Annotated in this window: 17 protein-coding genes; 6 read left to right on the plus strand and 11 right to left on the minus strand. The window is 72.1% G+C overall.

From position 1 onward, the window contains the following. Positions 1 to 306 precede the first annotated feature (306 nt). The gene (locus ACFV3R_RS15495) at positions 307 to 783 is read left to right on the plus strand and encodes a macro domain-containing protein (protein ID WP_385581728.1); all 477 of its coding nucleotides are present in this window, start codon (positions 307 to 309) and stop codon (positions 781 to 783) included. A 229-nt stretch (positions 784 to 1012) separates the two neighbouring features. On the opposite strand, the gene ACFV3R_RS15500 is transcribed toward ACFV3R_RS15495, so the two are convergent. From ACFV3R_RS15500 to ACFV3R_RS15530, 7 genes are all read right to left on the minus strand, one after another. Next, a complete protein-coding gene (locus ACFV3R_RS15500) occupies positions 1013 to 1288 on the minus strand; it encodes a DUF6881 domain-containing protein (RefSeq protein WP_385581731.1) in 276 nt (91 codons plus the stop codon). 2 nt (positions 1289 to 1290) lie between these two features. After that, the gene (locus ACFV3R_RS15505; protein ID WP_385581734.1) at positions 1291 to 5355 is read right to left on the minus strand and encodes an HYD1 signature containing ADP-ribosyltransferase family protein; all 4065 of its coding nucleotides are present in this window, start codon (positions 5353 to 5355) and stop codon (positions 1291 to 1293) included. Next, positions 5352 to 6083, minus strand: a complete 732-nt coding sequence (locus tag ACFV3R_RS15510; RefSeq protein WP_385581736.1) for a WXG100 family type VII secretion target — start codon at positions 6081 to 6083, stop codon at positions 5352 to 5354. The genes ACFV3R_RS15505 and ACFV3R_RS15510 overlap by 4 nt, the downstream gene beginning before the upstream one ends. Positions 6084 to 6406: 323 nt before the next feature. Then, positions 6407 to 7669, minus strand: coding sequence for a nucleotide sugar dehydrogenase (locus ACFV3R_RS15515; protein WP_385581739.1), 1263 nt, complete (start codon positions 7667 to 7669; stop codon positions 6407 to 6409). Further along, complete coding sequence (locus tag ACFV3R_RS15520; RefSeq protein ID WP_385581741.1) at positions 7662 to 9095, minus strand: MFS transporter; 1434 nt, start codon at positions 9093 to 9095, stop codon at positions 7662 to 7664. Before ACFV3R_RS15520 ends, ACFV3R_RS15515 begins: the two co-directional genes overlap by 8 nt. Further along, entirely contained in the window at positions 9088 to 10956 is a 1869-nt protein-coding gene (locus tag ACFV3R_RS15525; RefSeq protein ID WP_385581744.1) for an NAD-dependent epimerase/dehydratase family protein, read from the minus strand. The genes ACFV3R_RS15520 and ACFV3R_RS15525 overlap by 8 nt, the downstream gene beginning before the upstream one ends. Positions 10957 to 11074: 118 nt before the next feature. Further along, complete coding sequence (locus ACFV3R_RS15530) at positions 11075 to 11851, minus strand: phytanoyl-CoA dioxygenase family protein (RefSeq protein WP_385581747.1); 777 nt, start codon at positions 11849 to 11851, stop codon at positions 11075 to 11077. 401 nt (positions 11852 to 12252) lie between these two features. Here ACFV3R_RS15530 and ACFV3R_RS15535 point away from each other — a divergent pair, with 401 nt between their 5' ends. Continuing rightward, a complete protein-coding gene (locus tag ACFV3R_RS15535) occupies positions 12253 to 12948 on the plus strand; it encodes a hypothetical protein (protein WP_385581750.1) in 696 nt (231 codons plus the stop codon). A 309-nt stretch (positions 12949 to 13257) separates the two neighbouring features. Further along, on the plus strand, positions 13258 to 13932 hold the full coding sequence (locus tag ACFV3R_RS15540) for a pentapeptide repeat-containing protein (RefSeq protein WP_385581753.1): 675 nt from the start codon (positions 13258 to 13260) through the stop codon (positions 13930 to 13932). A gap of 12 nt (positions 13933 to 13944) precedes the next feature. Here ACFV3R_RS15540 and ACFV3R_RS15545 read toward each other — a convergent pair whose 3' ends face one another. After that, on the minus strand, positions 13945 to 14442 hold the full coding sequence (locus tag ACFV3R_RS15545; RefSeq protein WP_385581756.1) for a hypothetical protein: 498 nt from the start codon (positions 14440 to 14442) through the stop codon (positions 13945 to 13947). Positions 14443 to 14630: 188 nt separating this feature from the next. Beyond that, a complete protein-coding gene (locus ACFV3R_RS15550) occupies positions 14631 to 15842 on the minus strand; it encodes a beta-ketoacyl-[acyl-carrier-protein] synthase family protein (protein WP_385581759.1) in 1212 nt (403 codons plus the stop codon). A 151-nt stretch (positions 15843 to 15993) separates the two neighbouring features. On the opposite strand from ACFV3R_RS15550, the gene ACFV3R_RS15555 reads away from it, so the two are divergent. Next, a complete protein-coding gene (locus tag ACFV3R_RS15555; RefSeq protein ID WP_385581762.1) occupies positions 15994 to 16611 on the plus strand; it encodes a TetR/AcrR family transcriptional regulator in 618 nt (205 codons plus the stop codon). A 99-nt stretch (positions 16612 to 16710) separates the two neighbouring features. Here ACFV3R_RS15555 and ACFV3R_RS15560 read toward each other — a convergent pair whose 3' ends face one another. Next, positions 16711 to 17286 (minus strand): TerD family protein, encoded by a 576-nt coding sequence (locus ACFV3R_RS15560; protein WP_385581764.1) that lies wholly within the window; start codon positions 17284 to 17286, stop codon positions 16711 to 16713. Between the two features lie 306 nt (positions 17287 to 17592). On the opposite strand from ACFV3R_RS15560, the gene arfB reads away from it, so the two are divergent. Then, entirely contained in the window at positions 17593 to 18030 is a 438-nt protein-coding gene (gene arfB, locus ACFV3R_RS15565; protein ID WP_385581767.1) for an alternative ribosome rescue aminoacyl-tRNA hydrolase ArfB, read from the plus strand. An 83-nt stretch (positions 18031 to 18113) separates the two neighbouring features. On the opposite strand, the gene ACFV3R_RS15570 is transcribed toward arfB, so the two are convergent. Beyond that, entirely contained in the window at positions 18114 to 18614 is a 501-nt protein-coding gene (locus ACFV3R_RS15570) for a flavin reductase family protein (protein WP_385581770.1), read from the minus strand. A 384-nt stretch (positions 18615 to 18998) separates the two neighbouring features. Here ACFV3R_RS15570 and ACFV3R_RS15575 point away from each other — a divergent pair, with 384 nt between their 5' ends. Beyond that, positions 18999 to 20942, plus strand: a complete 1944-nt coding sequence (locus ACFV3R_RS15575) for a diguanylate cyclase domain-containing protein (RefSeq protein ID WP_385581773.1) — start codon at positions 18999 to 19001, stop codon at positions 20940 to 20942. The last annotated feature ends 260 nt before the right edge of the window (positions 20943 to 21202 follow it).

The following is a 21202-nucleotide window of genomic DNA, read 5'->3' on the forward strand; positions in this document are numbered from 1 at the left end:
GACTCGACACCCACATGATCACCAGCGGCCATGCCTGTTCTGCGTCCAGGGTCGCCTCCGACAGAAGTCGACAAGCCGTCATATCCGGAACTCAACGGGTGAAACCATCCCACCTTGGCACTTCTCAAAGACCCTGAGTGGGCGAGTGAAGCAGCCCGGTAATGGCTGGGCCCAACTTCATGAAGTGCGGCATACCGTATATCGGCAGCTTCCAGGGGTAAAGAATCAGGCCGGTGCAGGAGCTCAGTGCGAGTAGTACTATCGGTGAGTGCAGCTGCAAGTGGCGGGAAGGCGAGGAAAACCCTCATGATCGAAGAGGTGCGCGGGGATCTCCTGGATGCTGAAGCTGAGGCTTTGGTGAATGCCGTCAACACCGTCGGCGTCATGGGGAAGGGTGTCGCTCTGCAGTTCAAGCGGGCATTCCCCGAAAATTATCGCTTCTACAAGTCGGCGTGTGAACGTGAGTCGCTTGCGCTGGGTGATGTCCTCGTTTATGACTCTGCCAGGCCGGGTCCGCGGCGTTACATCGTAAATTTCCCGACCAAGGGGCACTGGCGTTCTCGGTCCAAGTCGGCAGATGTCGAAGCGGGACTTCGCTCCCTGGTGAAGGCGATCAGGGACTACCGAATGCAATCTGTTGCGATTCCCGCCCTGGGGTGTGGCAATGGTGGCTTGGAATGGATCGAAGTCCGAAAGCTCATCTATGAGGCGCTGAGTGAATTGGAAGGGGTTTTGATTCTGCTTTACCCCCCTCAGGATGCTGCGGCGGTTTCGGCTACGTAGAGCCGGCGCTTCGAGGTTCTGGAACGTTGTTCTGGAACGTTGCATGCCGCTCCGCCTCGACCAGATGCTTCGCCGAGCCGCGACCCCTCGGGGAGCCGCGGCTTCCTCGGGCGCATCTGTGCCGCAGGTGATCTGCTCCGTCTCCGTGGAACGAAAGCGTTTTCATCCTCGGGTGCTCATGTGCGTCGCCGGTTGGTGGGGGCCGAGGGGGTTGTTAAAGCGGTGCAAGTCACTTGACTGTGTCGCGCCATACCGCCTCGAATTCCTCTTCGGTGATGACGAAAGCTGAGAATTCCGGTTCATTTTGAAAGTCTTCGATGGAGCCGAGTGGAATCTCTCCGAGCTCGGTCGGGGCCGAGGATGCATGTTCACTGGCCCAGCCCCATCGTCCGTCACGAAATCGCTCGACTTTTCGCGTCTCGTAACCATCTTCGCCGATCTCCGAGTAGATCGCAATCGGCTCTTCTGTGAATTCATGGTGCCAGAGCACTTTCCAGTACTGCATGGTCAGTTCTTCCCGTGCCGGATGATGCGGCCAGTGAGATCCAAAGGTCGATCTCCTGGGATGAGGAAAACATCTCTCCTTTCGGTGCCCTGCAGCACTTCCAGGTCGGAGACGTCGATTTCGATGAAGTGGGTGAACTTGTGCCACCCCCGCGGCGTGCGCAGAAAAGCGTACGAGAGTTGTCCGGGGCGTTTGTCTCCGGGTTTTATGTCAGAAAGATATTGGCCATCTCCGAAGCGAGCATCCTTAGGGTTGTTGTTTTTGGTGGAAGCCCACAGTTCGTTGCTGTCCAATATTTGTTCCAGTCTTTTCTCGTTGGTGTAGTGAAAAAGAGTGGATGGTTTAGGTTCGGCGGGTTGCGCGTCATGACATTCGGGAGCCAGTCCGCACGAGTCGCTCAGGGCGAGGGGATTGTGTACGTAGGTTGCGGGATTGGGGGCGGGGGGCAACCCCAGCGGATCCGCTGAAAGATACCTTCCCGCCCCCGGCTCGTAGTACCGGAAGTAGTTGTAATGCAGCTCCGTCTCGGCGTCGAAGTACTGCCCCGGAAAGCGTAGTGGCGTGTAGGCGGTGGCATCGCGGTTCCAGGTGGTGGTGCCCCATAGGGTGGCGCGAGTGTGCCAAGCGATGTCGCCTGATTCGGTGACGAGTTCGGTGGGGGTGCCGATGAGGTCGGTAACGATGGCGAAGAAGCGTTCGTCCACCTCGTCCTGCAGGGCGTCTACCAGCTCCTCCGCTGCCTCTGGCCGGTGCGCGAAAGCTTCGTTGCTTCCCTCCGCTGTTCGCCCCGGGCGCGCATGCGCCGCCGCTGTGTTCTGAGAAACCGGCGTGCTCACGGCAACGAAGGGGACGCCTTCGAAAGCGGTGACAGATGACGGCCGTGCGCTCTTCAGGCCCACCGCGAGATCAGAAGTGCCGTCCACCTCACCGGGGATCTTCCGCTCGGTCTGAGCAACAGGCGCCAGCCCGTCGTAGTCCCAAGTGAGCGCGACGGCAGGGGCGGTGCCTTCCCCTCGGGTCACCTGTTCGGTGACGGTCACCCCGTCCCAGGTGAAGTCGGTGCGCTCGACGACCTCCTGCTCCTCCGAGTCGGCACCTTTTACGCCCATGCGCAGCTTCGCCACTCGCCGCCCCAACGGGTCGTACAGGTACCGCCACACCGTCCCGTCCGGCGTGGTCACCGATGTCAGGCGATCCTCCGGGTCCCACGTGTAGCGCCAGGTCTCCGGCTTCCGCGACAGGCGGGTCTTCTGCCGCAGGGTGGTGCGGCCCAGGGCGTCGTACTCGTACCGGACGTTTCCGGCTCGGGTTATTCGCGTTCCCTCGTAGGCACGTTCGCCGCGGGCCGCCGAGCCCGGGTGCTTGGCGGGCCAGTCGGCGTGTGCCTGGTTGCCGGCGGTGTCGTAGGCGTAGGTCTCCGTCCAGCCCTCGGCCTGCACGCCGGTCACCCGGCCGACGCGGTCGAGTACGAAGGTGCGTGTCGATCCCGCCAACCGGTCGTGCAGGGAGACGAGGTTGCCGTCCGCACGGTAGCCGTAGGCGCGCTCCTGCAGAAGGTGGGGACCTGCCTGGCGGGCCTCGGCCTCCGGGTCGGGGACGCCGAGGAGGGCCTGGGAGGTGAGCCGGCCGGCCGGGTCCCAGACCTGGGCCAGCGTGACGCCCGCGCCGAAGGTCCGGACCGTCTCGCGGCCGGCCGCGTCGTGCGTGGAGGCCAGGGTGCGGCCGGCGGCGGTGAGCGAGATGCGGTTGCCGGCGGCGTCGTAGGCGTACTCGGTGCGGTGGCCCGTGGGGGTGGTACGCGCGGTGACGCGCCCCAGAGCGTCGAAGGTGCGGTGCAGCGTCCTGCCGTTCACGGTCTCGGACGTCTGCCGGCCCAGCCGGTCGTATCCGTACTCCACGCGCGCGTCCGGGCAGGCCACCGAACGCAGTCGGCCGGATTCGTCGTAGTCGTAGGTCGTGATCTTGCCGGCGGCGTTCTTGTCGATGACCTGGCCGAGGACGTCGTAGGTGATCGTCCTCGTCTCGCCCAGCAGGTTGGTGCGAGAGACGAGCCGCCCTGCCCGGTCGTGGGCGTAGGACAAGACCCGGCCGTCGAAGTCGGACTCCGATATCAGGCGTCCCACCGCGTCGAACCCGTAGTCCCAGGTGAGCCCCTGCGGGTTGGTGACCCGGGTCAGCCGCAGCTCGGAGTCGTGGGTGAACTCGTAGCGGGTGCCGTCGGGGTCGGTGCGGGCGGCGAGCAGGTCGAAGTGGGTGTACTCGAAGTGGGTCGTCCGGCCGACGGCGTCGGTGTGGCTGAGGCGGTTGCCTTCCCCGTCATAGGTCCAGCTCTCGGTTGCCCCCAGGGGATCTGTCCGGGTGGCCGGTTGGCCCTCGGGCGTCCAGGTGAAGCGTGTGCCGGCGCCGGTCGGGTCGGTGCTGGCGACCACCCGTCCGAACGCGTCCCGTTCGAGGACCGTCCGGTTGCCCAAGGGGTCCGTGACGGTCAACGGGAGACCGGCTCGGTCGCAGGTGAGGTGGCTGGTGTTGCCGAGCGGGTCGGTGACCGTGGCGAGGTTGCCGCGCGCGTCGTACCCGTACCGGGTGGCGGCGCCCGCCGGGTCGATCACGGCGGTCAGGTTGCCGTGCTCGTCGTACTCCCGTAGCCAGCGTGTGCCGTCAGGCCCCGAGGTGGCGACAGGATGCCCGTCCTCGTCGTACTCCGTAACCACCGTGGACCCGTCCGGAAGCGTGACGCTCAGCAGGCGTCCGGCCTCGTCGTAGGCGTACCGCGTGGTGTTGCCGAGCGGGTCGGTGACCGAGGTGACCTGGTCGTGGCGGTCGTAGGTGGTGCGGGTGGTGGCGCCGGTCGGGTCGGTGACGGCGACGACGTTGAGGTCGTCGTCGACGTGGTGGACGGTGCGGGCGTCGAAGCTGTCGAAGGTGACGGTGGTGCGCAGCCCGGTCTCGGGGTCGCGCTCGCCGAACTGGAGCCGGGCGCGGAGGTGCCCGGCGGCGCCGCCCTGGCTGGTGCAGCGGTCCTTCTCGTCGTAGGCGAAGGAGAAGTGGCTGTCGTTGCTGTCGGTCCAGGAGGTGATGCGGCCCTCGGCGTCGTAACCGAAGTGCAGCGGTGCGCCGGTGGCCTTGGTGACGGTGGTGAGGTTGCCGGCCTCGTCGTAGGCGTAGGTGCGCAGCAGCTGGTCGGTGCCGTCCTCGGCGGCGCCGGCGAGGTGCAGAGCGGTGATGCGCCCGATTTCGGCGTCCGTGGTGAGCAGGAGGCGGTAGCCGCCGCTGTGTGTGATGGCGGTGGGCGCCCCGCTCTCCTGGTCATGGTCGAAGGTGATGTGGTTGCCGTGGACGTCGGAGATCTCGTCCAGCAGGGCCCGGTGCTCGCCCCGTGGGGTGTAGTACCAGCGGGTCCCGTCGGCCGGGTCGGTCAGGATGTAGTCGCCGTCCTGCGTGCGCTGAAGGGTCCGGCGTGAGCCGGTGGCGGGGAGGACGGGGGTGCCGTCCTCGTCCGGGTGCGGGTAGGCCAGCAGCTGCCCGTCGCGGCCGACGACGATGACGCCCTCGGAGTCGATCTCCAGCCGCTGGTCGGCGGTACTGGCCCAGGTCGGACCGAACCAGCCGCCGGCGCGGTAGGACGACTCGAAGGTGCGGGAGAAGACCAGCGGCGGCGCACCGGGCAGGGTGATGTCGGTGGCGGGCAGGATCATGCGGCCGGTGGCCAGGTCGACCGGTTCGAGGCCGAGCTTCTTGCAGTCGAAGTCGCGTCCGGTGTTGCGCAGTCCTTCGTCGCCGTTGACGGCCTGCCGGGCCCGGGAGCCGGCTGCCCCGCCCCCGCCGCTTCCCCCTCGGCCACCGCCGAGGTGGGGTGACTTGGGCACGTCCTTGTCCGCCCCGCCGAGGATCTTCTTCAGTTCGGCGGCGTGCTTGGCATCAGCCTCCGCGTGGTTCTTCGCCACCGTCTTCAGCCGGTTGCCGGCCGAGTGGTAGAGGTCCTGGATCGCCTTGCCGGCGTCCTTGGCGATGGTCTTGCCGACCTTCTCGGCACCGTCCTCCAGCGCCTTCACGATGCGGTTGCTCACGCGAAGCTCACCGTCGCCATCCGGCCCTGGAACTCCTCGGTGTGCGCCACGATCTTCTGCGCGTGGCGGTGGAAGACCTCGGAGCGGGCGTGGAGCGCTTCGGGGTCTATGGAGAACTGCTGGCCGGCGCCCCCGCCACCTCCGGCTGAGACGCCCAGCGCCGACTCGGCGGCCTGGAAGACCATGCCGCTGACCGCGCGGCCCACCGTCTCCGCCAGCGGGTTGATCGCCGCCTCGATCACCTGGCCGATGATGTAATGCTCCAACTGCTCTTCCAGGAACTTCGTCAGCTTCTTCGCCGCAGCGATCACCAGCGCCTCAGCCGCCTCCGCCGCTCCCAACGTGGCCACCGCCGCGGCCTGGTCGGCTATGAACGTCACGGCCAGTGCGACGAGTTCGCCGATCGCCTCCAGCTTCATCGCCACGATCGTGTCGGCCGCCAGGTCCAGGGCGGTCGCCACGGTGTGGCAGGCGTTGACCAGCTCCTGCATGTGCGAGTCGGACAGCTGCCCCCACTTGGACAGGAGCGCCTCGTAGGACGCCCCCTGGTAGACGTCCGCGAGCTGCTTGACGCTCGCGGTCGAGTCCTTGTGGGTGTCGTCCACCTTGTCCGCGAAGTCCCGCACGTGCTGCCCGAACTCGCGCACCTTGTCCTCGTTGACGTCCGGCCAGTTCACCCCGATGAACTGAAGGAACGACACCACCACTTCAGGCAGTTCGATCGCCATCCCCCGCATCCCCCTTCTGTGACGGGCGCGGTGACGGTACGCGCCCACACGGACACCAGACCGTGTGGGTGAGTAGGGACTCAACCAATGCTCTGCCAACCGGAGGTAAAGCCACTTGTGGCGACACGTCTCCCACAGGACGCGGAGTCGGACCGGGGGAGGCCACCTCCCCCGGCACCCGCCGCCCGCGCCGCCGCTGCCGGGGGCCCCGCTCGGTCACCGCCGCCGGGGGCCCCGCGCCGCCGCTGCCGGGGGCCCCGTTCCGTCACCGCCGCCGGGGGCCCCGCGCCGCCCCCGGCTACGGCCCCGGTGACGCCCCGCGCTCACAGCCTTTCGACGTGCTTCTCCGGCAGGGCGACCCCTCGCGTGTCCAGCAGCAGCCGCGCGTGTTCGGCGATGCGGTCCACGTCGTAGGCGCTGTGGGCCTGGAGGAGGATGACGAGGTCGGCGTCGGCGGCGGCCTGTTCGACGGGGTCGGGGGCTGCCGGGACGGGCCGGCCGTCCACCTCCCACCCGGTGACGTGCGGGTCGTGGAAGAGCACCTGGGCGCCGAGGCCGAGGAGGCGCTTGGCGACGGGGCGTGCGGAGGTCTCGCGCTGGTCGGAGATGTCGGCCTTGTAGGTGACGCCGAGCAGCAGCACGCGGGAGCCGGTTAGGGTCTTGCCGCTGCGGTCCAGGAGCTGTTGGGCGCGCTCCACGACGTACCGCGGCATGCGGGTGTTGATCTCCTGCGCCAACTCGACCATGCGGAAGGGGTAGCCGAGGGTGCGCACCTTGTGGGCGAGGTAGTTGGGGTCGATCGGTATGCAGTGTCCGCCGACGCCCGGGCCGGGCCGGAACGCCTGGAAGCCGAAGGGTTTGGTGGCCGCGCAGGAGATGGCGTCCCACAGGTCGATGCCGAGTTCGTGGCAGAAGATCGCCATCTCGTTGACCAGGGCGATGTTGACGTGGCGGTAGGTGTTCTCGATGAGTTTGGCCATCTCGGCCTCGCGTGCGCTGCGGGCTCGGACCACGGTTTCGACGAACCGGCCGTAGAAGGCGGCGGCGGCCTCGGTGCAGTGCGGGGTGAAACCGCCGACGATCTTCGGGGTGTTGTGGACGCCGTAGTCCTGGTTGCCGGGGTCGACGCGCTCCGGGGAGAAGGCGAGGTGGAAGTCGGCTCCCGCGGTGAGGCCCGAGCGCTCCAGGATCTCCCGGACCACCTCGTCGGTCGTGCCGGGGTAGGTCGTGGACTCCAGCACGACCAGGGTGCCGGCGGTCAGGTGGCCGGCGATGGTGCGGCAGGCGTCCTCGACCATGTGCAGGTCCGGTCCGCCGGAGGCGGAGAGGGGGGTGGGGACGCAGACCACGACGGTCGAGGCGTGGGCGATGGCCCCGCTGTCCGTGGTGGCCGTGAAGCCTGCCGTCAGCATCGCGGCGACGTCCTCGTCGGCGACGTCGTCGACGTGGGAGACGCCGGCACCGAGCCGGGCCACCACCTCGGGGCTGCGGTCCAGGCCGGTGACGCGCAGGCCCGCACGGCAGGCCTCCCGGGCGAGTGGGAGCCCTACGTATCCCAGGCCGATGACCACGAGGTCGTTAGGCATCTTGGTTCCTCTCCACTGGGGATGGTTGTTCCCGGGACGGCTGGGGTGCGACGGTTGCGGTGCGCGGCCCGAGGAGGGCCGCGCCGACGGCCGGCAGCAGGAGCAGGCTCAGGGAAACGGTGTGGTTGACGGGGTCGGAGCCGCCGGCGGCCACGCCGGCGTTGAGTGCCGCGGAGGCGAGCGCGACCGCGATCACCTGTCCGAGGTTCTGGGCCGTCTGCATCGCGCTGCTCGCCTGGCCCTGCTGGTCGCTGGGACTGTGGGCCAGGGAGAGCACGGTGAGGGACGGGGCGAGGAGGCCCATGCCGAGCGCGGCGGCCACCATGGCGGAGGCCGGGAGCACGGCGGGGGTGTCCAGGAGCGTTCCACCGGCCGCCAGGAGGACCGCGACGGCCAGCAGGCAGGCGCCGGCGACCACGAGGTGGTGGCGCGGCCGGCCGTGCAGCCAGTGGCCCTGGACCCAGGAGGACGCGGCCCAGGCGACGGCAGCGGCGGTGAAGACGAAGCCCACGAACACCGGGGACGCCCGGTGGCCGGTGATGAGGAGGAGCGGGACGAACGCCTCCAGGGTGAAGTAGACGCCGGAGGCGAAGCCCCTGAGCAGCACGGTGACGGGCAGGCCGCGCGCCGCCTTCCAGGTGCCGGGCGGCAGGATGCGGGGCGCGTAGCCGAGCAGCAGGGCCATGCCCACCACGGCGAAGGGCAGGTGGTGCAGGTCCCAGTCGGCCACCCCGTACTGCCCGAGTGCGGCGGCGACGCTGACCACGACCGCGACGGCGAGGGGCGGGCGGCGGCGGGCGGTGGCCGGGGGCGAGGTGTGCCAGGCGTGGCGGCGCAGGACCCGGACGGTGACGAGGGCGGGGACGACGGTGAGGGCGGCGAGGCCGTAGAAGACCCCGCGCCAGGACCACCACTCGGCGACGAGCCCCGCCAGCGGTGGTCCCGCGAGGGAGGGGACCACCCAGCAGGTGCTCATCAGTGCCAGGGCCCGCGGACGCAGGTTCTCGGGCAGGAGCTGGCCGATGGCGGTGTTGAGGCAGACCGCCACCATGCCGCCGGACACGCCGTCGAGGAACCGTCCGACCGCCAACTGCCAGACGCTGGTGCTGGTTGCCGAGACCAGCAGGGTGACCACCGCCAGCAGGGTGGCCGCCGCCAGGGGCCGGTGGGCGCCGGCGCGGTCCGCCCAGTCGCCGCCCAGGATGCCGCCCAGCAGGCTCGCCGCGACGAAGCAGCAGGCCACCAGCGGGTAGAGGGCCACGCCGTCCAGTTCTGCGGCGGCGGTGGGCAGCGTCGGGACGACCGCGAGGGCGGCGAACCCGGTGAGGAACATGACCGTCGCGAAGGAGGCGACGGCGACCCGGTAGGGCCCGTTCCACAGGCCCGCGGCCGTCCCGGGTGCCGTGGCCCGCAGCCCCTCAGCCACGACCGGGTGGCGCGTACGCGTTCGCCTCGGCGCCGTGGGTGTCGCAGGCCAGCCACTGTGCCTGGGCGCGGGCGCCCTGCGTGAGGTCGGCCGTCGGACGCCAGCCGGTCTCGGCGGTCAGGAGGCCGGTGGAGACCAGCGGCCGGTCCGGCCCGGGCGTGGCCGCGGGCTCCCACGGAGTGCGGCGGGCGACCGTGGTGACCAGCTCGGCCAGCGTCCCCTCGGTGAAGCCGGCCGAGGACACGTTGTAGACCGGCGACAGGGCCGGGCGGGACACCAGCGTGGCCAGGGCGGTCGCCAGGTCCCGGTGGTCCAGGAGCTGGTGGCGTCGTCCGCTCACCAGGTGCATGGCGCGGCGCGTCCAGGCCAGGTGCATCCACTCGGCGAGGACGCCGTCCCGCGGTGCGTGCGGGCCGACGACCTCCGTGAGCCGCAGGACCTGCACTGTCGCACCGGTGGACCGTCCCCAGGCGCGGCACTCCTCCTCCTCGTCCCACCAGGCACGGGCCACCGGGTCGGCGGGGGCCGTGGCCGGCGCGGCCTCGGTGCACTCGCTCTCCGCACAGCCCCGGTAGACGGCGGCCGAGCCGAGGTAGACCAGGCGGTGGACGCCGGCGCGGCCGGCCTTCGCCAGGGTCTCGGCCAGGGTGCCGGGGGTGGCGGGGTCGCCCAGGTGCACGACCGTGGTGGGGCGCGGGTCGGCCTGACCCAGGTCCGCCAGGTAGGCCGCGCCGCAGTCGGCGTCCTCCAGGAGCCGGGCGAGCCGGCTGCCGAAGGCGGCGTCCCCGCCCGTGACGGCGAGGGTGGCGGCCGGGCGGGAGAGCTGGGCGCCGGCCTGTGCGCGGTGGGCGGCGCGGCCGGCGGTGAACGCCGCAGTGGCCAGGTCGCGGACGAGGGGGATCATCGTCTGCAGCTCGGTTCCGGTGTAGTCCTCGCACAGGCCGCCCGGGCCGAGCGACTCCATGACGGCGGCGAGCACGGCGGGGTCCGGGTCGGGGGCCTTGAGGTCCTCGACGGCCGCCCCGGTGGCGAAGCCGGTCAGCCACACCTGGTGGCAGACCTCTTCGGGGAGGCCGGGGCGGGCCGTCGCCTCGTAGGCCCGGCGGGAGCTCTCCGCGAGGCCGATGCGCCGCAGGTGCCGCTCGGTCTCGGTGTACTCCACCTCGCCGCCGTACCGGACGGCACACTTGGCCTCGCCGTACTGGTAGAAGGGGACGACGGGGAAAGTGGCGCAGTCGTACGTCGAGGGGGCCTCGGCACGGGCGCTGTAGAAGGTCGCCCGCCGCCACCCGTGGGTGCTGTTTCCGGCGATGCTCGGTACGTCGTCGTGGTCGACGGTGCTGGGAACGGCGAGCCGTACCGGGATGCCCAGGGAGGCCAGGTACCGCTGTATGACGACGTCGTAGGGCCAGCCCCCGCCGTGCGCGGCGGCGAAGGCGGCGTAGCCGCGGGCCGCGTGGGCGGGGAGCATCAGCGCGAGGGAGGGGACGTGCTCGTCGACGGCGTACGCCCACTGAGCGCCGGTCAGCGCTCCCAGGCGCACGACACCGCTGTTGCGACCCTCCCAGCCCTCGTAGAAGGCGACCGCCTCGTCCGGCACGGCGGCGGCGACCTTCTCCACGTAGGCGAAGAAGCCCTCGGCCGGCAGTACGTCGTCCTGGAGGACGAGGTGGTGGGTCGCGTCCTCGCCGACGCAGCTCCAGGACGGGTCGGCGGTGCGCAGGGCCGTCGGGGGGCCGCTGGGGTCGGGGTCGGTGACCACGCGGATGCGGCCCGCGGGGTCGGTGGCCGCGAGCGCCTCGGCGGCCTGCGTCCTTCGGGGGTGCGTCATGACGGCACCGGTCAGGGTGACGGAGCTCAACGTTTCCTCTTCTCGGCCGATCACCACCGGGCGGCGCCTGCGGCCGACCGGGTGCTGCACTGTCGTGGGCGGGCTCCTCGGCGGCGCGTGCCGGCGCCGCGGGTGGCCCGGGACGTCGTCAGGCCTCGCCGGCCTCGGAGTTGCGGACCTGCCGCACGTTCTCCTTCAGGCCGTGGTCGGCGCCCTGCTCCCGCTCCAGCCGGATCATGGCCGCGGGGCGGTAGTTGAGGATGTACGCCCGCCGGGTGCCGTCGGTGGTGTTGCCCCGGGAGGAGTGCAGGGTCGAGCCGGAGTGGGCGACGGCCTGGCCGGCGGTGAGCGGCACCGCGGTGGCGCCGGGCTCCTGTTCGGAGCAGTCGCACTCGATGTTCTTGCCGTCGCTGGTCGGCCGGTGGGGGCGGAGCGGCTGCCGGTGCGAGCCCTTGACGTACCACATGCAGCCGTTGTCGACGGTGGCGTCGTCCAGGGCCACCCAGAGGGAGACGGCCCGGTGGTCGGGCATGTCGACCCAGTAGGCGGCGTCCTGGTGCCAGGGGGTGGGGACGGCGGTGTGCGGCGCCTTGTGGATCATCATGTCGAAGTCGAGCTCGGCGTCGGCGCCGATGAGTTCGCGGGCGATCCGCAGGGCGGTGTCGTGCAGGGGGAGGTCGCGCAGCGGCGGGTGCAGCGCGGACGGCCACATGATCTGGGTGATGTTCTCCCGCACGCCTTCCCGGCGCGGCACGTGGGAGCCGAGGTCGGACCTCTTGTCCCCGGTCTCGATGTCGCCGCTGAGCAGGCGGTCGTAGATATTCCGGTACGTCTCCAGGTCGTCAGGTGAGATCACCTCTCCGACAGCCGCGAAGCCGTCGGTAAGAAACTTCTCTGCGACATCGGTGATGACCTCGGTGGTCACGGAAGGGTCCTCTCTTCGCGGGCATGACGGAAGAGGACCTGAATGCCTCCCCCGTTGAATGGCATGGTGATCACCGGTGCCGGACGGGAAGCCCCGAACCGCACCGGAGTTGGTCTGGACCAAGAACCTACGGCCGGTGCCGGGCGCGGTCAACCGGGTTGATGTGACGGGTGGTTCTCCGAGTGGTGGGTGGTGCAGCAAACGGAAAGGGACGTTCCGCCTCCGGGGGTGTCAGGAAAGCGAAGAAAAGATCTCCACGGCTGCCCGGGTGTGAGGAAAAGGGGTTAGCATCCGCGGTTTGGTGGCGCGTTGGCGACACCTGTGTCGCACGTGACCGAATTGCCCTGCAAGGGAACTCCCGAGTAGTGCGAATGACGCGATGACGAATGCGAAGGTGAGAAGTGAACACACCCCGGAAAACGGACGATGTTCTCGGCGGGGGCGAGGCACTCGGTGCGGGCGGAGCTCACCACGGGGGTGCGGGCCGCGACGCGGACGAGGGGCTCCGGGTGCGGGTGGCCGTGCGCCGGAACCCCTACCCGCACCTGCTCGGGGACGGTGACTTCTCCGACCTGCTGTCCGAGCTCGGGGCGCGGCGTGCCGCCAGCATCCGGGAGAACCACCGCGCCGCCGCCGGGCAGGCGCCGCGCGGCCCCTACCCGCGGCCGGCCATGGGCTTCGTCGTCCTGGACCCCACGGCCGACGCGTGGGTGCCGCACGCGGAGGCCGTCATGGCCGCCGTCACCGTCGGCGAGGACGCCCGGCAGTACCTGCCCCGAGCGGCTGCCAAGGCGGCCACCCACCGCCGGCTGGGCCGCAACAACGGCGAGGCGGTGCACACCGATCCCCACCTGCTGACCGCCGGCGACTTCCGCTACGGCCACTCGGCCGAGGTGCGCGGGCTGATCGTGGCCGCCAGCTCGCAGACGCCCGACCAGGACCTGTACGAGGCGTCCCGGCTGGCCTCGGACCTCGTCGAGGAGATCGGCCTGCGGTACCGCCGGTTCGAGTGGCGGCACGGCGAGACCGACTGGTTCTCCGCCGCGGACGAGCCCGGCCGGACCTTCGGCGGGATGGTCGACTGGTTCCCCGCCTGAGCAGCCCTCGCCGAGGCGGGCGCCGGGAGCCGTCGCCCGGGCCGGTGGCGCTTCGCGCACGGGGAAGCCGTCGCCCGGGCCGGTGGCCCTTGGCGCACGGGAACCGTCGTACGGGCCGGTGACGAGGCCGGTGGTGCCTTACGCGGCGGCGGACCGCGGTGCTCGCCGCGTCCCGCTGTCGGTGGGGTACGCCATGATGGCCGGGACGGCAGGACGCAGACGGGGCGGCGGCCCCTCCGGCAGCGGGCGGCGGGTGCTTCCCGGCGCGGCGACCGGGGGAGGGGCGGCGCCGGGACGGACAGGGCACGGATGGCGGCACAGCGGAAGGCGAACGGCCCGGTCAGGCGGGTGCAGCGGCCACAGGTGCGGCTGCCGGAGCTGAGGCCGGCCCCGGCCGCCGGGCTGTCGGTGGAGGGGGACCACGACGGCGAGGAGTTCGCCGACGCCGACCTCTCCGCCCAGTCCGGCCTCGGCGCCCGGTTCCTGGACTGCGCCCTGCGCCGGTGCGCCCTGGACGAGACGGAGCTGACGCGGGCCCGGTTCGTCGACAGCGTGCTGGAAGGGGTGCGGGGCGTGGGCACCGACCTGAGCGAGGCCACCCTGCGGGACGTCGAGGTGGTGGACGCCCGGCTGGGCGGGGCACGGGCGTGGGGTGCGGTGCTGGAGCGGGTGGTGGTCCGCGGCGGGAAGCTCGACTTCCTGAACCTGCGGGGCGCCAGGCTGCGGGACGTCGCCTTCGAGGACTGCGTCCTGCAGGAGGTCGACCTCATGGACGCCGTGCTGGAGCGCGTCTCCTTCGACCGCTGCACGCTGGAGCGCGCCGACCTCACCGGCGCCCGGCTGACCGACGTCGACCTGCGGGGAGCGAGCCGCCTGGAGGTGACCCGCGGCATCGACCGGCTGGCCGGAGCGGTGATCCGCACCGATCAGCTCATGGAACTCGCGCCGGCGTTCGCGGCGCAGCTGGGGGTGCTGGTGGAGTAGGCGGTGGCCGGCTCAGACCCGCGGGTGGCGGACCAGCAGGTCCCACACCAGCGGGTTGTCGCCGAGTCCCTCGTGCATGTCGGTGAGATCGGCGACCAGGTCGTGCAGGAAGTCGCGGGCCTCGCGGCGCAGCGCCGCGTGGCCGAAGGTCAGGGGCTCCTCGCCGGCGGGGGACCAGTCGGCGCTCACGTCGACCCAGCCGAAGCGGCGGGCGAAGAGCAACCGGTCCGCGGACTCGGTGAAGTCCAGCTCGGCGTAGTGCGTCCGCGAGGACCGGCTGCCCAGCGGGTCCCGGTCCAGCCGCTCGACGATGTCGCACAGCGCCCACGCGAAGTCCAGCACGGGCACCCATCCCCAGGCTGTGGACAACTCGCGGTCGGACTCGGTGTCGGCCAGGTACACGTCCCCGCTGAACAGGTCGTGGCGCAGCGCCCGGACGTCCGCGGTGCGGTAGTCCGTCTGCGGCGGGTCCGGGAAGCGCGGGGAGAGGGAGTAGCCGAGGTCGATCACCCCTCGATGGTGTCACGGCCCCGCCCGGGCGGAACGCCCCGCACGCCTCCCGGGGCCGCCCCGCACACCCACCGGCCGGAACCGCTCGGCAGGCGACCCCTCGCCCCCCGCGGCGGTTCCCGCAGGCCGCTCCCGGTGGCCGCGCCGACGCGGAGGCGGGCCCCGGACCGGGCCGGCGGCCCCCGGGCTCAGGCGGTGGTGAGGGCGAGCGAGACGTTGTGCCCGCCGAAGCCGAAGGCGTTGACCACAGCTGCGCCCCAGTCGCCCCGGCGCGGGGCACCGGAGACCAGGTCGAGGTCGATCGCCGGGTCCGGCCGGTCCAGGTTGCGGATCGCGGGCGTGACGCCCTCGCGCAGGGACAGCACGGCGGCCACCGCGCCGAGCGCACCGGAGGCGCCCAGCAGGTGGCCGGTCATCGACTTGACAGCGGTGACCGCGGGACGGGTGCCGAGCGCCTCGGCGACGGCCTTCGCCTCCGCGAGGTCGCCCTGGGGCGTGGAGGTGGCGTGCGCCTGCACGAGGCCCACGTCGGCGGCGTCCAGGCCGCCCGCGGCCAGCGCGGCGCGCATCGCCCGGGCCTGCCCCGCGGGGTCGGAGGCCGTGATGTGTCCGGCGCTGGAGGTCACACCCGCCCCCGCCAGGGCCGCGTGCGCCCGGGCCTGCCGGGCCCGGGCGAAGCCGGCGCGTTCCAGCACCAGCACGGCGGCGCCCTCGCCCAGCACGAAGCCGTCACGGCCCGCGTCGAACGGGCGGGAGGCGCCCCGGGGGTCGCCGTGGGCGGTGGACAGCGCCGTCATCTGCCCGAAGCCGGCGAGCGGCAGCGCGTGCAGACAGGCCTCGGTGCCTCCGGCGACCACCACGTCGGCCCGGCCCAGCCGGATCAGGTCCAGGGCCGTGGCGAGCGCCTCGGCCCCGGAGGCGCAGGCGCTGACGGGGGTGTGCACCCCGCCGCGGGCCCCGAGGTCGATGCTCACCCAGGCCGCCGGGCCGTTGGGCATCAGCATCGGCACCGTGTGCGGCGAGACCTTGCGGGGGCCCGCCGCCTCCAGCACGTCGTCCTGCCCGAGCAGGGACAGGACGCCGCCGACTCCGGTGCCCACCACCACGGCCAGCCGTTCCGGGTCCACCTCCGGCCGCCCCGCGTCGGCCCACGCCTCCCGGGCGGCCACCAGCGCGGTCTGCTCACAGCGGTCCAGGCGCCGGGCCTCGGTGCGCGGCAGCACCGTCGCCGGGTCCACGCGGAGGCGGGCCCCGAGGCGGGACGGGAGCGGGGCCGCCCAGTCGTCCGTGAGCACCTCGACCCCGGACTCGCCGGCGAGCATCGCCGACCAGGTCGACCCGACGTCACCGCCGAGCGGCGTGGTCGCGCCCAGCCCGGTCACCCAAACCCCTGCGTCCATGCGTGACTTCCCTTCCGTGAACACCGTCCGCGCCGCCCGCCGGGCCCTTCCCGGGGCGCGGCAGGCGACCGCACCGCCCCCGCCGGGGAGGCCGGGGCGATGCACGCAAGGTAGCCAGCCAACCGTCTGGTTGGCTATGTAGGATCGTGTCATGACCGGTAGTGATGCACTTGTGGGAGTCCGCAGCCGTCTGCTGGCCGCCGCCCGCGTGGAGTTCGCCGCGCACGGCATGGGGGGCGCCCGCGTCGCCCGCATCGCCGAGCAGGCGGGCGTCAGCAAGGAACGGATCTACGGCCACTTCGGCAACAAGGAGAAGCTCTTCGAGGCGGTGGTCTCCGAGACGCTGCGCGAACACGCCGAACTGCTCGGCCCCCCGTCCGGGGACCTGGGCGAGTACGCCGGCCGCATCCACGACCTCCACCAGCGCAACCCCGAACTGCTCCGCCTGATGATGTGGGAGGCACTGCACTTCGGCACTGCGGCGCTCCCCGCCGCCCGGGAACGCACCGCCCGCTACCAGGAGATGGTGGGTGTCCTCGCCGACGCCCTGGGGCCGTGGGCCGACGGCCGGGCGGCGGGCACTCTGCTCGCCCTGCTCGGCATCGCCATCCTGCCCTCGGCCTTCCCGCAGATCACCGGTCTCATCCTCGGAACGGAACCCGGCGGCGAGGGCGGAATGCGCGGTGAGGAGCTGCGCGCCGGCATCGTCGACCTGGCCCGCCGGATGACCGGCACGGGCGCCGCCGGAACCGACCTCGCCCCCGCCTGATCCGCCCCCCGCACCTGACCGTCCGGGGCTGCCGCCCGGGGCCGGGACGTGCGACGGCCGCCCGCCCCGCGCACGGGGCAGGCGGCCGTCGAGCGGAGGTCAGACGTTGACGCCGAAGTCCTGGGCGATGCCCGCCAGGCCGGAGGCGTAACCCTGGCCCACCGCGCGGAACTTCCACTCCGCGCCGTTGCGGTACAGCTCACCGAAGACCATGGCGGTCTCGGTGGCCGCGTCCTCGCTCAGGTCGTACCGGGCGATCTCGGACCCGCCCGCCTGGTTGACGATGCGGATGAAGGCGTTGCGGACCTGGCCGAAGTTCTGGCTCCGGTTGTCGGCGTCGTAGATCGACACCGGGAAGACGATCTTGTCGATCTCGGCGGGCAGCCCCGCCAGGTTGACGTTGATCTGCTCGTCGTCGCCCTCGCCCTGACCGGTGACGTTGTCGCCGGTGTGGACGATCGTCTGGTCCGGGGTCGCCTTGTTGTTGAAGAAGACGAAGTGCTGGTCGGAGTAGACCTTGCCGGCCGAGGTCACGGCGATGGCGCTCGCGTCCAGGTCGAAGTCGGTGCCGGTGGTGGTGCGGACGTCCCAGCCGAGCCCGACGGTGACGGCGGTCAGCCCCGGCGCCTCCTTCGTCAGCGAGACGTTGCCGCCCTTGGACAGGCTCACAGCCATGGGAAGTCCCTTTCCTCGGTTCTCGTGCCTTGGTGACGCGGTGTCGCCCCGTATGGCGCGACGGTGACGAAGCTACCGTCAACCACCACAACGTCGGCAGGGGACCGGGTGGTTCCGGATGTACCGGCCTGCCGGCGCCGCGGGCGCCCCGCAGCCCCGTCGGGCCCGGCGCGGGGGGTCCGGGCCGGCGGACGTGGTGGCGCCGTGCCGCACGGGGAGCCGCACCGCCCGCGCCGTGGCCGGCTGCGGCCCGGCCGCCCTGGAAACGCGGATGACGACGGCCGGTGGACGAGAGATCATGGGGGTATGTCCGGTCGCCATGTCATCCGAGGATCGGTCTGCCTCCCGGAGTCCGAACTCCTCTGGCGCTTCTCGCGCTCCTCCGGGCCCGGCGGGCAGCACGTCAACACCTCCGACACCCAGGTCGAGTTGCGCTTCGACCTGGCCGCCACCCAGGCCCTCCCCGAGGTGTGGCGGGAGAGGGCACTGGCCTGGCTCGCCGCGCGCGGCCGGCTGCTGGAGGGCGGGGTGGTGGCGGTGCGCGCCTCCGAGCACCGCTCGCAGTGGCGCAACCGCGAGATGGCGGCCACCCGCATGGCGTCCCTGCTGGCGGAGGCCACCGCGCCGCCCCCCAAGGCTCGCCGTCCCACCCGCACGCCCCGCGGCGTCAACGAACGCCGCCTACGGGAGAAGAAGCAGCGGGCCGAGACCAAACGCGGCCGTTCGGGGCGCGGCTGGACCTGAGGCGCAGACGCCACGGGGCCGGGGGCGGGCGCCCGCGGCACGCCGCCGGCCCGGGCCCCAGCGGCCGGCTCCCGTGGGCCGGGTCAGGCCAGGTGCCGGTAGGAGCCCCGGAAGTAGGCCAGGGGGCCGTCCTTGGTGGTGGCCGTGGTCGTGGCCAGCACACGGCCGATCACCAGAGTGTGGTCGCCCGCGGTGACCCGCTGCTCGGTGCGGCACTCCAGCGTCGCCAGCGCGCCCTCGACGAGCGGTGCACCGCTGTGCCCACCGCGCCGGACGGGCAGGTCGGCGAAGAGGAGGCGGTCGCTGATGCGGCCCTTCATGGCGAAGCGGCCGGCGATCTGCCGCTGCCCGGCGGTCAGCACCGAGGCCGCCCACAGCGGCTGCTCCGCCAGCAGGTCGTCCATCCGGGACCCCTCGCGCACGCTCACCATCACCAGCGGCGGGTCGAGCGAGACGGAGAGGAAGGAGGTGGCGGTCATGCCGACGTCCTCGCCGGCCGGGCCGTCCTCCACGTCGTGCGCGGTGACCAGGACGACCCCGGCCGCGAGCCGGGCCATGGCGGCGCGGAACTCGTCTTCACTCACCCCACCAGCATGCGGTACGGCAGTCGGTCGGGGCGCGGGCGGGGGCTGGGTGGCGGAGTCGTGGAACACGTCCGGAACGCTAGCCCGCCGGTCCACCGGCCGCATCGGGCGCAGGACCGAGAGAGACCTGGGTCGCAAGACCGGTGACGACCTCTGAAGACGCCAAGGACGTTGTGGAGGAGGCGTGTTCAGGAGTTGAGGGATCGGCGGGGTTACCCGCGTGAGGCTCCCGATTACCGGTCCGACCGTATGACATGAGTCACAGCAGGACTGTTTTGTTGACCCTGTGTGCCCGCCTGCACAGCTCACTGTGATTCAGTGGCGAGGGGAAACCGAAAGACCGAAATGCTGGAGTTGCTGTCGAGGTCTCGGGGAGCGCGGAACATGGAGACCGAGTCGGAGCCATATGTCCGTCTTGCGGCCCTCCGGCAGCTACACAAGGTGATCGCCGACCTCAACACCGCCCGCAGCCTCCCCGACACCGTCCAGGCGGTCGCGGACGGCGCGGTGCGGGGCCTGGGCTACGAGATGGCCGCGGTGAACCTGGTGCGGCCCGACGGTGACCTCGTCGTCGCGGCACTCGCCGGCGACAAGAACGCCGAGGCCCTCATGGCCGGACGCGTCGGCTCGCGTGCCGCCTGGGACAGGCGCCTGAAGATGGGCGAGCGCTGGGGGGACCTCCGCTTCGTCCCCCACACCGAGGGCTGGGTGCTCGACGACGACGACGTGCCGCAGTGGCGCCAGGCCGGCCCCGAGCCCCGCTTCCCCGACGAGTGGCACCCCGACGACCGCCTCTTCGCGCCCCTCCACGAGCCCGCCCCCGGCGGCGAGCTCCTCGGCGTTCTCTCCGTCGACCGCCCTGCCAGCTGGCGCCGCCCCGGCCCCTGGGCGCAGGAGGCCCTGAGCACCTACGCCCACCAGGCCGCCATAGCCATCACCAACGCCCGGCTGCGCTCCAACATGCAGCGCGCCCTCGTCCGGCTGGAGCGGGAGCAGCAGGCGCTGCGGGCCAGTGAGGAGAGCTTCCGGCAGGCCTTCGAGTACGCCCCGAGCGGCATGGCCATCACCGAGCTGGACGGCGTGGAGCACGGCAGGCTGCTGCGCACCAACGACGCGCTGTGCCGTCTGCTGGGGCGGCCCGCCGGCTCCATCCAGCGGCTCTCCTTCGCCGACCTCGTCCACCCCGACGACCTGGAGGCCCTGGACCGCACGGCGGCGGAGGGCGGCCGGGCCGAGCTGCGGATGGTGCGGCGCGACGGCAGCCTGGTCTGGGTCAGCATGCGCCACTCGGTGATCGTCGACACCGGAGACGGCCCGCTCTTCCTCCTCACCCACGTCGAGGACATCGAGGAGCGCAAGCGGCACGAGCTGCAGCTCGCCCACCGCGCGAGCCACGACGCGCTGACGGGACTGCCCAACGGCGCGGAGCTGCGGGCCCGCCTCAGCGCCCGGATATGCTCCCGCCTCCCCGAGGAGGACCCCGTCGGGGCGGAGGGCCACAGCCCCGGCGACCCCCTCACCGCCTCCGGCGCCCTGCCCCACCCCTCCGGCCCGGCCACCCCCGCGGCCACCACCGCAGGCAGCGACCCGGGGCACGGCCACAGCGACCGCCACCCCGGTGCGGACGGCCTCCCCGAACCCTCCGAGCCCTGGAGCGAGGCGTTCGCCGACCGCTCCGGACGGTACGGCGGAGAGGTGCCCGCCTGGGCGCTGGGCGAGGACGGGCTCCCCGCCTTCCTCGGCGGCCGGCACCGGGCGCCCGGCCCGTCCGGCGTCCCGGCGGGGAGCGCGACCGGACACCGCGGCACCCCGGCCTACCCGGGGGCCGCCTTCGGCGCCGACCCCACGGCCTCTCCCTTCCCGCCGGCCACCGGCTCCGGCCACGAGCACGCGCACGTCGTCGCGCCCTCGAAGGGACCGGCCTCGGACGGGGCGAAGGGGCTGGCGGTCCTCTTCTGCGACCTGGACGGCTTCAAGTCGATCAACGACCGGTTCGGGCACCACACCGGTGACGCCGTCCTCATCGAGGTGGCCCGCCGCCTGACGGGCGGGGTGCGCGACGGCGACACCGTCGCCCGGCTGGGCGGCGACGAGTTCGTGGTGCTCGCCGACGGGCTCGGCCCCGGCGAGGCCGAGGACCTCGCGGCGCGGCTGCGCAACGCCATCACCCCGCCCATCCGGGTGGACGGCCGTGCCGTGCGGGTGGGCGCGAGCTTCGGGATCGGGTGGGCGACCTGCGGGATGTCGGCGGAGGCGGTGCTGGAATCCGCCGACCAGCGCATGTACGTGGAGAAGCGGCGCTCGAAGATGAGCCGGGGGGTGGGATGAGCGTGCCGGCCTGCCGTACCCGGGCCGGAGGCGGCGGACCGCGCCGGGCGACCCCTGCCGTTCACCGACCTGTGGCGGTTCCGTGAGCTCGCGCACCCGGTGTCCGCACGCCGCGACGGGGTAGGCTGCGCCGATGCGGCGCGGTGTCGCCCGGCGCGGGACGACGTCGCCAGGCGGCATCCTCGGGGGTGCGGCTGCCCCACGGCACCCACCGCGGCCGGACGAGGTCCGTCCGGCCCGCCCGGCCTCGCAGCGGGCCG

This window comes from Streptomyces sp. NPDC059740, assembly GCF_042733155.1.
In the GTDB taxonomy this organism is placed as follows: Bacteria; Actinomycetota; Actinomycetes; order Streptomycetales; family Streptomycetaceae; genus Streptomyces.

Bases quoted from the DNA above. Each gene is read 5' to 3' on its own strand.
- ACFV3R_RS15495 (WP_385581728.1), top strand. From the start codon at position 307: ATGATCGAAGAGGTGCGCGGGGATCTCCTGGATGCTGAAGCTGAGGCT.
- ACFV3R_RS15500 (WP_385581731.1), bottom strand. From the start codon at position 1,288: ATGCAGTACTGGAAAGTGCTCTGGCACCATGAATTCACAGAAGAGCCG.
- ACFV3R_RS15510 (WP_385581736.1), bottom strand. From the start codon at position 6,083: ATGGCGATCGAACTGCCTGAAGTGGTGGTGTCGTTCCTTCAGTTCATC.
- ACFV3R_RS15515 (WP_385581739.1), bottom strand. From the start codon at position 7,669: ATGCCTAACGACCTCGTGGTCATCGGCCTGGGATACGTAGGGCTCCCA.
- ACFV3R_RS15540 (WP_385581753.1), top strand. From the start codon at position 13,258: ATGGCGGCACAGCGGAAGGCGAACGGCCCGGTCAGGCGGGTGCAGCGG.
- ACFV3R_RS15550 (WP_385581759.1), bottom strand. From the start codon at position 15,842: ATGGACGCAGGGGTTTGGGTGACCGGGCTGGGCGCGACCACGCCGCTC.
- ACFV3R_RS15555 (WP_385581762.1), top strand. From the start codon at position 15,994: ATGACCGGTAGTGATGCACTTGTGGGAGTCCGCAGCCGTCTGCTGGCC.
- ACFV3R_RS15560 (WP_385581764.1), bottom strand. From the start codon at position 17,286: ATGGCTGTGAGCCTGTCCAAGGGCGGCAACGTCTCGCTGACGAAGGAG.
- arfB (WP_385581767.1), top strand. From the start codon at position 17,593: ATGTCCGGTCGCCATGTCATCCGAGGATCGGTCTGCCTCCCGGAGTCC.
- ACFV3R_RS15575 (WP_385581773.1), top strand. From the start codon at position 18,999: ATGGAGACCGAGTCGGAGCCATATGTCCGTCTTGCGGCCCTCCGGCAG.